The organism is Pedobacter gandavensis, from assembly GCF_014172405.1.
Taxonomy (GTDB): domain Bacteria; phylum Bacteroidota; class Bacteroidia; order Sphingobacteriales; family Sphingobacteriaceae; genus Pedobacter; species Pedobacter gandavensis.
Genome location: NZ_WNXC01000011.1, coordinates 154,822 through 167,136 on the forward strand (window position 1 = coordinate 154,822; position 12,315 = coordinate 167,136).

General features: G+C 41.5%; 13 protein-coding genes. 9 read left to right on the top strand and 4 right to left on the bottom strand.

From position 1 onward, the window contains the following. Genes GM920_RS22915 through GM920_RS22925 form a run of 3 tightly spaced genes read left to right on the top strand, consistent with a single transcriptional unit; the run spans nucleotide 1 to nucleotide 2,808 of the window. Nucleotides 1-990, top strand: coding sequence for a FecCD family ABC transporter permease (locus GM920_RS22915; protein ID WP_182961725.1), 990 nt, complete (start codon nucleotides 1-3; stop codon nucleotides 988-990). Nucleotide 991: 1 nt separating this feature from the next. Beyond that, nucleotides 992-1,774, top strand: coding sequence for a heme ABC transporter ATP-binding protein (locus tag GM920_RS22920; protein ID WP_182961726.1), 783 nt, complete (start codon nucleotides 992-994; stop codon nucleotides 1,772-1,774). A gap of 5 nt (nucleotides 1,775-1,779) precedes the next feature. After that, nucleotides 1,780-2,808: a hemin-degrading factor gene (locus GM920_RS22925; protein WP_182961727.1), complete on the top strand. Its 1,029-nt coding sequence runs from the start codon at nucleotides 1,780-1,782 to the stop codon at nucleotides 2,806-2,808. Between the two features lie 94 nt (nucleotides 2,809-2,902). Here the strand turns inward: GM920_RS22925 and GM920_RS22930 are convergent, their stop codons facing one another. The 3 genes from GM920_RS22930 to GM920_RS22940 are packed head-to-tail and all read right to left on the bottom strand — an operon-like array spanning nucleotide 2,903 to nucleotide 5,287. Further along, on the bottom strand, nucleotides 2,903-3,790 hold the full coding sequence (locus tag GM920_RS22930; protein WP_182961728.1) for a class I SAM-dependent methyltransferase: 888 nt from the start codon (nucleotides 3,788-3,790) through the stop codon (nucleotides 2,903-2,905). Between the two features lie 13 nt (nucleotides 3,791-3,803). Continuing rightward, nucleotides 3,804-4,556, bottom strand: a complete 753-nt coding sequence (locus GM920_RS22935; RefSeq protein WP_182961729.1) for an ABC transporter ATP-binding protein — start codon at nucleotides 4,554-4,556, stop codon at nucleotides 3,804-3,806. Continuing rightward, the gene (locus GM920_RS22940) at nucleotides 4,553-5,287 is read right to left on the bottom strand and encodes an MlaE family ABC transporter permease (protein WP_062547023.1); all 735 of its coding nucleotides are present in this window, start codon (nucleotides 5,285-5,287) and stop codon (nucleotides 4,553-4,555) included. Before GM920_RS22940 ends, GM920_RS22935 begins: the two co-directional genes overlap by 4 nt. A 184-nt stretch (nucleotides 5,288-5,471) precedes the next feature. On the opposite strand from GM920_RS22940, the gene GM920_RS22945 reads away from it, so the two are divergent. The 6 genes from GM920_RS22945 (at nucleotide 5,472) to GM920_RS22970 (ending at nucleotide 11,250) form a co-directional block, all read left to right on the top strand. Further along, a complete protein-coding gene (locus GM920_RS22945) occupies nucleotides 5,472-6,161 on the top strand; it encodes an SDR family oxidoreductase (RefSeq protein WP_182961730.1) in 690 nt (229 codons plus the stop codon). Nucleotides 6,162-6,192: 31 nt separating this feature from the next. Beyond that, nucleotides 6,193-6,954: a PspC domain-containing protein gene (locus GM920_RS22950; protein ID WP_182961731.1), complete on the top strand. Its 762-nt coding sequence runs from the start codon at nucleotides 6,193-6,195 to the stop codon at nucleotides 6,952-6,954. A 37-nt stretch (nucleotides 6,955-6,991) separates the two neighbouring features. After that, a complete protein-coding gene (locus tag GM920_RS22955) occupies nucleotides 6,992-7,960 on the top strand; it encodes a LiaF transmembrane domain-containing protein (protein WP_182961732.1) in 969 nt (322 codons plus the stop codon). A 76-nt stretch (nucleotides 7,961-8,036) separates the two neighbouring features. Further along, nucleotides 8,037-8,657 (top strand): RDD family protein, encoded by a 621-nt coding sequence (locus tag GM920_RS22960; protein WP_182961733.1) that lies wholly within the window; start codon nucleotides 8,037-8,039, stop codon nucleotides 8,655-8,657. A 63-nt stretch (nucleotides 8,658-8,720) separates the two neighbouring features. Next, nucleotides 8,721-10,688 (top strand): (E)-4-hydroxy-3-methylbut-2-enyl-diphosphate synthase, encoded by a 1,968-nt coding sequence (ispG, locus tag GM920_RS22965; protein WP_182961734.1) that lies wholly within the window; start codon nucleotides 8,721-8,723, stop codon nucleotides 10,686-10,688. A gap of 43 nt (nucleotides 10,689-10,731) precedes the next feature. After that, on the top strand, nucleotides 10,732-11,250 hold the full coding sequence (locus GM920_RS22970; RefSeq protein ID WP_317171593.1) for a DUF2911 domain-containing protein: 519 nt from the start codon (nucleotides 10,732-10,734) through the stop codon (nucleotides 11,248-11,250). A gap of 146 nt (nucleotides 11,251-11,396) precedes the next feature. On the opposite strand, the gene GM920_RS22975 is transcribed toward GM920_RS22970, so the two are convergent. Then, on the bottom strand, nucleotides 11,397-12,221 hold the full coding sequence (locus GM920_RS22975) for an alpha/beta hydrolase family protein (protein ID WP_182961735.1): 825 nt from the start codon (nucleotides 12,219-12,221) through the stop codon (nucleotides 11,397-11,399). Nucleotides 12,222-12,315 lie beyond the last annotated feature (94 nt).

Consider the following 12,315-nt stretch of genomic DNA (forward strand, 5'->3'; position numbering starts at 1 on the left):
ATGGTTATTTCGTCTTGTGTAGGGGCAGTGCCCATCAGTTTTTCGGAATTGATGTCCATCATTGCCTATCATACTGGTTTATCCGGACAGCAGCATTTTGAGTCTCAGCAAGCAGCGGTATTTTTAAACCTGCGTTTGCCAAGAGTCGTATTGGGCGTATTGATTGGCGCAGCACTGGGGATTTCCGGCGCGGCCATTCAGGGACTTTTCAGAAACCCACTGGCAGAGCCGGGTTTGATCGGTATTTCTTCCGGAGCCACTTTATTTGCGGTGGTGATGATTGTATTGGAGACGAAGATTTTTAAGGAATTAACGGGTGTTCTGGGTTTTTATGCCCTCTCTATTGCTGCATTTATCGGTGCAGGATTAACCACTATGGTGGTCTATCGTATTGCAATGAGAAACGGAAAAACCATCATTACGACTTTGTTGTTAGGTGGAATAGCAATCAATGCAATGGCAGGAGCCTTTACCGGCTTATTAACTTATATGGCCACAGATGCCCAACTCCGCAACATTACTTTTTGGAGTCTGGGGAGTTTAGGTGGTGCCAGCTGGCCAACAGTAAGTGCTTTATTGCCTTTTGTACTGATCCCAGTGATTGGTTTACCTTTTTTAGCTAAATCTTTAAATGCATTGGCATTGGGTGAAGCCCAGGCGATGCACATGGGGGTGAATGTGAAGGTGGTAAAAATTTTAGTGATTGGTTTGGCTACTATGGCTGTTGGTGCTTCGGTAGCTGTAGCAGGAATGATCGCCTTTATTGGACTGATTATACCTCATATTTTAAGGATGATGTTTACTGCCGATCATCGTCTGGTTATTCCAGGCTCCGCATTGCTGGGGGCAGCGTTATTGACGCTGGCAGATTTAATTGCAAGAACAGTCGTGGCGCCGGCAGAATTGCCAATTGGCATATTAACAGCCATGATTGGTGCGCCGGTATTTATTTATATCATCATTTCGGAAAGAAATAAAAGCAACCCATAAAATGATCAAGGTAAGAGAATTGAGTTTTAAGGTAGGGGAGAAAAAGCTGTTGGATGGCCTGAGCTTTGACGCCCATCCTGGAGAGTTATTGGCCATTTTAGGAGCCAACGGGGCAGGGAAAAGCACATTGATGAAATTGCTTTGCAGGGAAATGCGCCCTTCTTCCGGAACAATTACGATCAATGATAAGGCCTTAATGGATTATCGCCTGGAGGATCTGGCAAAAACAAGAGCAGTATTGTCGCAACACAATACCCTATCGGTTTCTTTTCAGGTGAGCGAATTGGTGCTCATGGGTCGCTACCCACATTTTAAACAGAAACCTACCGAAGAAGATTTTAGGATTGTAAGGGAGGCGATGGAAGAAACAGGAATTACGCACCTGGCTTCCAGAGATTACAACACGCTTTCTGGTGGGGAACAACAAAGGGTACAGCTGGCCAGGGTGATTGCACAAATTTACGATAGTCCAAATGCCTGCCTGTTTTTAGATGAGCCCACCAATGGTTTGGATTTACTCTACCAGCAACAGATTATGGAGCTGGCCAGGAAACTGGCAGATCGCGGTTATTGCGTGGTTTGTATCCTGCACGATATTAATTTTGCCTCCCGTTTTGCAGACCGTATCATGATGCTAAAACAAGGGAAAAAGGTGGCCGAGGGGCTGCCAATAGAAGTGATCAATTGTGAAAATATACACGAAACCTTCAGTATAAAAGTAAAACTGATGGCATGTGAAGGTTATAACTGTCCGCTGGTCGTACCAGCAACGATATTAAAGTAAGAATTATGGAAAAGACATTAGATTTAAAACAGCAATGGGAAGCTTTCAAAGTAGAAAACCCTAAACTAAGAATCAGAGATGCAGCCAGCGCACTTGGTACTGCTGAAGCAGCACTGATTGCAACCACAGTAGGGGATACTGCCATCCGTTTAAAGGAGGAGTTTCCTGAAATCCTGCAAGGTGTTGAAGCATTAGGAAAAGTGATGGCTTTAACGCGCAATGACAATTGCGTTCATGAACGTAAAGGAGTTTATAAAAAAGTAACTTTCCGTGGCTCAATGGGACTTGCGGTGAACCCTGATATTGACCTGAGGTTATTCATGAGCCAATGGGCATCCGGCTTTGCTGTAAATGAAAATGATAGAAAAAGCTTGCAGTTCTTTGGTAAAGATGGAACGGCAGTTCATAAAATATACCTGACAGCAGATAGTTCTGAACCTGCATATGAGGAATTAGTTGCTAAATATACTGCTGAAGATCAGAAAGCACCTTTAGAATTTACTGCGGCAAAAGCTCCGGTAGCCGAAATTTCAGACGCAGAAGTGGAGGTTAAAAACTTCCAAAGCGCATGGTTGGCATTAGAAGATACCCATGATTTTCATGGTCTTTTGAGAACCTATTCCATAACCAGAACACAGGCACTTCGTTTGGCTCCTGAAGGGTATGCTTTCTCGATTACTTTAGATTCCTTGAAAGCCATATTACACAAGGCTTCAGAGACTGACTTGCAGGTTATGGTGTTCACCGGTAGTGCCGGATGTATTCAGATCCACACCGGACTTGTGAAAAAACTAGTAGAAACAGGACCATGGTTCAATGTACTTGATCCGGATTTCAATCTGCATTTAAGAATGGATGCTATTGCTTCAATCTGGTTGGTTAAAAAGCCAACAAAAGACGGTGTGGTAACCAGTATTGAGGTTTTCGATGATAAAGGAGAGATTATCGTTCAGTTTTTTGGAAAACGTAAACCAGGAATTCCAGAGGATGAAAACTGGAGATTTATTGCAAATGAATTGGCTGTAATCAGCTAAAAAATCTATTACCCTCCAAATTGGTTGCTTGGGTTTAGGTGTGTTTAAAGCGTCGGATTAGGCCCCGACGCTTTGTTTTTTTATAGCGGATATTTTACTTACCGAAATGATTAAACTTTCCGAAAACTCCCAATGGCAATTTAATACCAGAGGTTGCTTGTAAGAACAATTCTCCAGTCTCCAGGTTTTGAACCTGTGGGAAGGAAGTCTTGATCAGGTTTTCCACGATCACAGAAGAGAATCCTAAAGAGTAAGTGTTTAAGATTAAGAAGTGTTCTTCTTCATCTAACAATTGCACTACATCCTGCATCATCTCCTGAATATGGTCTTCCAGTTTCCATTTCTCCCCATTTGGTCCATGACCAAATGCTGGTGGATCTAAGATGATACCATTGTATTTTTTACCGCGTTTCAGTTCTCTTTTTACAAACTTCAAAGCATCTTCTACTACCCAACGTACATCTTTAAGGTTCGAAAGTTCCTGGTTTTCATTGGCCCAGTTTACCACCTGTTTGATGGAATCTACATGGGTGGTATCGGCACCTGCCGCTTTAGCGATCAGGGATGCTGCACCAGTATAAGCGAAAAGATTAAGGACTTTCGGTGTAGGTGTTTTAAACTTTTTAACGCAGGAAGAGATATAATCCCAGTTTACTGCTTGCTCAGGGAATACACCAACGTGTTTGAAGGAAGTTAAACCTAAACGTAGGTTGATACTCACTTCATCGTTTTTATAATTCACATTCCAGCGATCAGGCAGGTGTGCAGATGTTTTTGTCCATTCGCCGGTTGTTGCCGAGCGACCTTTGAACCTGATATGGGTTAATTTTTTCCATTCTTGCTCAGACATCATCTTTTTCCATACAGCCTGAGGTTCAGGTCTGCACAAAATCAGGTTTCCAAAGCGTTCTAGTTTTTCAAAATCACCACAATCAATCAACTCGTAATCTTTCCAGTGTGTGGGTGTTAACAGGCTTATCATAAAAATATGGGTATTAAAATTTGTCTTTTGCAGCTTTCATAAAGCGGCTTGCAAAAACAAAATCATTTAGTTCTTGAATGTCAGTATGGGCGATCTCTTTGTTGGATCCTTCCCAGAATTTTTTCCCTTCGTGTAAGAATAGGATATAATCTCCAATTCCCATTACGGAGTTCATATCGTGTGTCACTACAACAGTGGTGGTATTGTATTCCTCGGTAAGCTCTTTGATCAGCTCATCGATCACGATGGATGTTTTTGGATCCAGACCGGAATTGGGCTCATCCACAAACAAATATTTAGGGTTCATGGCGATTGCACGGGCAATACCCACGCGCTTTTTCATTCCTCCGGAAAGTTCCGCAGGGAATAAAGCGTTTTTACCTGTCAGGTTTACTCTTTCCAAACAGAAGTTCACACGGTCCAGCTTTTCAGAACGTTTTTGGTCGGTGAACATATTTAAAGGAAACATGATGTTCTCCTCTACCGTCATCGAGTCGAAAAGTGCAGATCCCTGAAAGAGCATCCCGATTTCTTTTCTGATCTCAATCTTTTCCTCAAAGTTCATGGTGGTGAACTCACGTCCATCATATTCTACACTTCCTTTTTCAGGATGGTGTAAACCAATCATACACTTTAACAGGGTGGTTTTTCCTGAACCGGACCCTCCAATGATCAGGTTGGTTACCCCAGGCTTAAATACCGCGGAAATCCCTTTTAAAACATCATTGCTGCCGAATGATTTGTAAATATCTTTGATCTCGATCATAGTAATAACTGGGTTACGATGTAATCACATGCCAGAATGGTAATACAGCTTACGACTACCGCTCTGGTACTTGCCTGAGCTACTTCCAAAGCACCGCCTTTAACGTAAAAACCTTCATAAGCAGGAACAGAGGTAATGATGAAACCGAATACAAAAGCCTTAACCAGGGCTACTACGATGGTGTAAGGGTTGAAGTCTGTTGTGATCCCTTGAATATATTCAGCTGCAGAAACTGCGCCCGATAAAGTACCACCAATAAATCCACCGCCAATACTCAATACCATAGAGATAATCACCAATAGTGGAACCATGGTAATTCCGGCAAGGATCTTTGGCAATATCAGGTATCCCGGAGAGTTGATTCCCATAATTTCTAAGGCATCAATCTGCTCACTTACCCGCATGGTACCAATCTCTGAAGAAATGGCAGAACCGATTTTTCCAGCCAATACAATTGCCGTAATCGTTGGACTTAATTCCAGAATACTAGAATCTCTGTTTACAGAACCGATAATGGTTTTAGGAATGAAATCGCTCACCAGCTGAAAGGCAATCTGTAAGGTCATTACCGCACCAATGAAGGTAGAAATAATAGAAATCAGACCCAGAGAACCTACACCGATAAAATCCATTTGTTTGAAAATGGCCTTCATATATATGCTTAACTTCTCAGGTTTCCTGAATACGGCCTTTAATAAGAGTATGTATCTGCCAAAATTGGTGAAATTCATTTAATGAAAAATTAGCTATGGTAATAATGCAATATTACTACAAAGAAACAACAAAAATTGTTGGGTCATTGCTTATTTTATTAAATAATTATTTGGTTTACTGCTCGTTTTTGCCCGTTTAAGTGTCAAAATGGCCCTAAATTATAGGGCATTTTATGTAATATTGCTGACAAATTTAGAGGAGATGAATGCTGTAATTACCGGAGCCACCAAAGGAATTGGAAAGGCTATTGCCATTAAACTGGCCGAAAATGGATATAATCTTGCCATCTGTGCAAGGAATGCCGTTGAATTGGAGGCTGTTAAAGCGGAATTGAAGCCTACCGGAGTTTCTGTTTTTACTTATGTTGCCGATCTGGGAAAAAAAGAGGAAGTTTCCACCTTCTGTAAAGCCGTATCTGAAACTTACTCCAGTATCGACGTCTTAGTGAACAACGCAGGGGTGTTTTTACCGGGTTTGATGTTGGATGAAGCAGAGGAAACTTTTGAGAATCAGTTGAATTTGAATCTGTTGGCTCCTTATTATCTCTCTAAATATTTTGGTAAAATCATGCGTAATCAGCAATCAGGGCATGTTTTTAACATCTGCTCCATAGCCAGTAAAGAAATCATACCAAATGCCGGTGGATACTGTGTAACTAAATCAGCCTTGCTCAGTCTTAATGATGTATGCCGGGAGGAGTTATCGAAATACAATGTTAAAGTGACGGCAATTTTGCCAGGTTCTACTTTAACGTCTTCATGGGAAGGGACAAATATTCCCGCGGAGCGTTTTGTACAACCAGAAGATATTGCCAATACCATTCACACCATTTTAAATTTAAGTCATGGTGTAAACGTTGATGAAGTAACCCTAAAACCGTTGCAGTTTTAAAGAAAAAAAATAAGAAAAGGAGGATATAATTATGGACAAGCGATTATTTAGAAACGAACACGACAAAGTTGTAGCAGGTGTTTCCTCAGGAATTGCGGAGTATATGGAAGTAGATGTAACCATTATCAGATTATTGTTTGTGCTTTCGACCATATTTTTGGTAGGTACAGGCGTACTGGTTTACATTGTGATGTGGATAGTTGTTCCGGTAAATAATGACCCGACATTGAGGTTCTCCAAATTTAATGACTATTTCAAAGGCCAATCGAATAATCCGTTTAGTACGCCAGGCAGCTTTTCACAGCCTCAGCCAAAAACAGAAAATCCGACACCTGCGAGCAATTGGACTTCATCAACGATCAATGAAGGTCCTTTCCAGGCGAGTCCTAAAATGGAGGAGTTTAATAAGCCCTTCCCTAAAACAAATAATGAAACCGGAAGGACGGTGGGTGGATTATTCCTGCTCGTTATCGGGATTTACTTCCTGATGAATGAATTTAATATCATTCCGTTCTGGTTCAGCCTGGGTAAATTATGGCCATTGGTATTTGTGGCCATTGGTGCAAGTTTCATTATGAAAGGTAAAAATAAAAATGCCTGGGAAAACTGGAAAGAACAGCAGGAACGGAATTTTGCCGGAAATCCGGTAAACCCGACGGGAGCTGCTGAAACCCCGGTGGAGCCAGTAAGCCCATTGTCTACCGATGTAGAAAATAACACCAATCCTTCTACACCTGATACTGGAGAGGGAACTGTGCCACCTGCAGACGACAGGTTTACTAAACATGATTAATTAAAGGTATAGCTATTCATTATAAATATATATATAGATGAAAACAGATAGAATAATGTGGGGTATCGTACTGTTGTTTATCGGCGGTGTACTACTTCTGGAGAACTTTCATATTATTGATTTTTACTGGCGAAATGTTATCCGTTTCTGGCCAATCTTCCTGATCATTGCGGGTGTAAATATCTTGTTTAGCAAGAATAAATCACAAGTAGGTGGTTTGGTTTCCATAGGCGTGCTGGTGATTACCTTATCTATGTTGTTTGTTAAAGGACAGCAAAGACCAGATGATCGCAGGGATTGGTTCGGAGATTCGGTTAACATAGATATGGATAACGACAATGACAACGATAATGATGGCGCGGATTCTAGTCGCAGTGGTTATGATGAATTGAATTTCTCTGAGCCATTCAACGCAGCATTGAACAAAAGAGTGGTGTTTAACATCTCTGGTGGAGGAACTTCTTTCCAGATTAAAGGAGAAACAGATAGTCTGTTGCAGGCTCATGTAGAGAAAAAAGCCGGGGAATTCTCCCTGACTAAAAGCACTACAGACAGCAGCACTGCAGTGACTTTCAAAATGAAAGGTAAATCTAATTGGTCCATGAATGATGGTGGCAATGATGTTGATTTTCATTTGAATAAAAATCCGGAATGGGAATTGCACATGAACATGGGAGCAGGAGAAGTAGATTTCGACCTTTCAGACTATAAAGTGCGTACTTTCAATTTTGATGGTGGTGCTGCGGCATTAGATATTAAACTTGGTGATCGTTTACCAATCACAGATGTGAATGTGAAAACAGGAATCGCAGATGTTAAAATCAAGATCCCTACCGCATCTGGTTGTAGGATAAAAACTAAAACCGGACTTTCTGCAAAAGACTTCACCGGATTTACAAAAATGAATGACGGGACTTATGAAACGCCAAATTACAGTACTTCAACCAACAAGATCTTTATTAATTTTGATGGTGGCCTGAGTAGTTTTGAAGTGACACGTTACTAATTAAAATTTACACCTTAATGGTAGGAACCGGGCGTTGGTTTGCCATCCGGTTCCTACCTTATAAATATCATGAAGCATGGAAAACGGGGTTAACCCAGAATATACCGTTGTGATCAATGGAAAGCCAACGGGACCTTATCCTTTAGACCTGCTGAAAACATTATCCATCCTTCCGGGAACCTTTGTTCGAAAGCCTGGAATGGATGATTATAAAGAAGCTCACGAGTTCCCGGAACTGCGTGAGCTTCTTGGTTTTACTTACCGTAAGACCGCTCCGCAGTATTTTGCCTCTTTTGACCAAAGGTTGCTGGCCAGTGTGATTGATTATTTCCTGATCACGATAGGTTATGCAGTTTTAGTGTTGCTAAGTTTCATTTTCGTTTCAGAAAAGACAGAAAGAATTGCAGCGATCGTGATCGGTTTACCCTTGATTCCATTGGCTAAGTTTTTCTATGGCAGTATTGCTGAGGCAGGAGTTAAACAGGCTACCTTGGGTAAAGCTTTGCTGAATATCCGGGTAACGGATCTGGAAGGTAATCGGATTAGCCTCGGGAATTCTTATGGTCGAAATGCTGCTAAAGCTTTATCCGTGCTTCCGGTTTTCTTTGGTTACCTGTATAGTTTCCTCAATAGGAAACAGCAATGTTTTCATGACCTGATTGCGGAGACGCTTGTGATCAAGGATAGACTGATTTAACCAACATAATCTTTATCTTTGCTTCATATTTACATCGTAAGTTGATGTTGATATCTTAAATTGATGGAAGAAGTTACTGTTCAAAAAGAGTTAATTGGTGGGTATTGCAATAGTTTAACCCAATATTCTAGGTTTCTAACCCGTGAGGTGAACATCGGTGATGTGCCTATGGGGGGATTAAATCCAATTCGGATTCAGTCGATGACGACTACCGATACCATGGACACGATTGGTACTGTTGAACAGACCATTCGCATGGTAAATTCTGGTTGTGAATATGTGCGCATTACGGCACCCAGTATCAAAGAGGCAGAAAATCTGGCCAACATCAAGAAAGAATTGCGTTACCGTGGTTATCACGTGCCTTTAGTGGCCGATATCCATTTTACCCCTAATGCTGCAGAATCTGCCGCCAGGATCGTAGAAAAGGTTCGGGTAAACCCAGGTAATTACGCAGATAAGAAAAAATTCGAAAATTTAGAATATACGCAGCAAGCCTATCAGGCAGAGCTGGACAGGATTTATAAGAAGTTCATCCCATTGGTGAAAATCTGTAAAGAGTACGGTACTGCGATGAGAATTGGTACCAATCATGGCTCTTTATCAGACCGTATCATGAGTCATTATGGCGATACCCCAAGGGGAATGGTGGAGTCTGCTATGGAGTTTATCCGCATGTGCGAAGCTCAGAATTATTATAACCTGGTGATCTCGATGAAAGCGAGTAATACACAGGTGATGGTGCAGGCTTATCGCCTACTGGTGGAAACCATGGTGAAAGAGGGGATGAATTATCCGCTACACCTTGGTGTAACCGAAGCCGGTGATGGAGAAGATGGCAGGATTAAATCGGCTGTTGGAATTGGTACCCTATTGGAAGACGGCTTGGGAGATACCATCCGTGTTTCCCTGACGGAAGATCCTGAGTTTGAAGCACCGGTAGCAAAAGCAATGGCTATGCGCTATGAAAAAAGAGCTTTAGCAGCTCCGCAAACCCCGGATCGCGAACAAATCACGATCAAAAACCTTCCATATAACCCTTATGAGTACAACCGTAGAGTGACTACTCCGGTACAGCATATTGGTGGACATCACCATCCAATCGTGATGTTGGATGTGTCTAAAGAAAACTTAAAAGATCCTTATTTCTTAACTGCGGTAGGGTATAAATATAGCGCCGGACTGGATAAATACAATATGGCCGATCAGGCTTGTGACTTGGTTTATCTGGGTGATGCATTGCCTTCGTTTTCATTTCCAGGAAATTTAAAGCAAATCTATAATTACCAGACCTGGTTAAATTTAAAAGATAAAAACAACTGTCATCCTTTGATGAGCTATACGGCCTACGAATCTGCGGTAGTAAAAGATGCACAGTTGAACTTAGTACATATTGATGCCAGTAAAGCGGTAGACTTATCCTTGTTCAAAGACAAAGATAATGTGGTGCTGGTATTGGAAACTTCTGCGGAACATGGGATGGCCGAACAACGTGCCTTCTTTATCCAGTTACTAAATGATAAAATCCAACTTCCGGTGATTATCAAAAGAAACTACCCTGACTTGAATGCCGATGATTTAATGCTGTATGCAGCAACGGATCTAGGTGCACTATTTACCGATGGCCTGGGTGATGGAACATGGATTAGCGCGGCTGAAACGGTGGATTTATCGTTAGTAAATTCTACCAGCTTTGGTATTCTGCAAGCTACCCGTACCCGAATCTCTAAAACGGAATATATTTCTTGCCCGAGCTGTGGACGTACTTTATTCGATCTGCAGGAAACGACTCAATTGATCAGGTCACGTACCGATCATTTGAAAGGTATTAAAATTGGCATTATGGGCTGTATCGTAAATGGTCCCGGTGAGATGGCGGATGCTGATTACGGTTACGTAGGTACCGGTCCAGGGAAGATTACCTTGTATCGCGGCAAAGAAGTGGTTAAGAAAAACGTAAATGCAGACCGTGCGCTTGATGATTTAATCGACTTGATTAAAGAAGATGGTAACTGGGTTTATGTCAGTTAATTCCTAAATTTTCATCATCTTAGGAGTACCAAAAAACTAAAAAATGATGAAAAGAAACACATTACTCGCATTAACCCTGTTTATGGGATTTTTTGCCCTGAATTCAACAGCCCAGGAAAAAAAACAGAAAGCCAGTCCGCCGGCAAGTGTTAAAGAAACCACCAGTTCTGGTGTAACGATTAGTATTGACTATAGTCAGCCTTCGGTGAAAGGGCGTGAAATCGGTAAAGAAATCGCTCCCTATGGCAAAGTATGGCGCACCGGTGCCAATGAAGCTACTACTTTTGAAGTGAGCAAAGACGTTAAAATTGAAGGGAAAAGCCTTCCTGCAGGTAAATATGGTTTGTACACCATTCCTGGAGAGAAAGAATGGACGATTATTTTCAATAAAACCTGGAAACAGTGGGGAACAGACTACGCTGAAAAAGATGATGCTTTACGCGTGACTGTGAAACCTGAAAAATCTTCGGTAGCAACAGAGCAAATGACTTTTAAAATCGACAAATCTGGTAAAGTAACCTTACTTTGGGGAGATAAATCTGTTTCTTTTCGTGTAAAATAAGACAAAGCTATTCTTAATACAATAGGAGTTCGGTAGCTATGTGCTCCTTGCTAAAAAAAAGAGACAGATGAAGGATAAGGCCTAGGAATTTTGCCCGCTTCAGGGCAAAGGTTCCAGACTTAGCGTCATCTATCTCTTTTTTTAATTTAAGGTACTCTCAAAAACGCCAAACTCTTCTCACAGACTTCTTGTAAATGCTTCGGCAACTGAGTTTCCGTATAGGGGTGACTGGCGCCAAATACATGATTCGCCCCTTCAATCTTATGAATCTCTGCTTTTAGCTGTTTCTGCGCCAACTCTTGTGCTACGCTAAACTTCACATTGACATCTTCATCGCCATGTAAGATCAGCCAGGGAACAGTAATCCGCGCTGCTGCTTTAATGATATCAAAGGCCTCTTTGTTGGCCTTAAAATCCGTCAATAAGGTGTTATTCAATGGCATTTTTTCCTTTGTCCGGGCATTCTCCACATAAATTTTCCCTGTTTTCATCCACTCTTCTTCCTGTTCTGCTTTCCATAAACTAGAGAAATCGGCTATGGAAGCCCAGGTGATGAGCTTGGTAATCCGGCTGTCTTTTGCCGCTTGAATGATCGTTAATCCGCCACCTCTGCTGTGGCCAATCAGGTAAATATTTTCCGGATGATAAGTCTGTTCCGTAAAGTTAACCACGGTGTTCAAATCTGCCAGCTCCATACTGATGGTATTGGTTGCAAAAGCTTCCATATCTGTTACATCGTTTGGCTTTTCGGGACTAACTCCGCTGTGCGACAGGTTAAATTTGAGGTAAGGATAGCCTTTTTCGGCAAAAAAACGGGCAACTAACTGATGTGCACCCCAATCTTTGAAGCCTTTAAAGCCATGAACGAAAATTATAATCGCCGAATTTGCGTGCTTATCATCAGCAGTATAGTCTCCAATTATAGGCTTTCCTGATGAACCTGTGATGGTAAATTGCTCGTTTTTAATCATGTAGGTGTGTTTTATCTGTGTTCATCTTCTATAACAAATTTAAAGAAAAGATGTTTCTTTGGTTCTGGTTTATTTGGAATCGTTTTAAATAGCT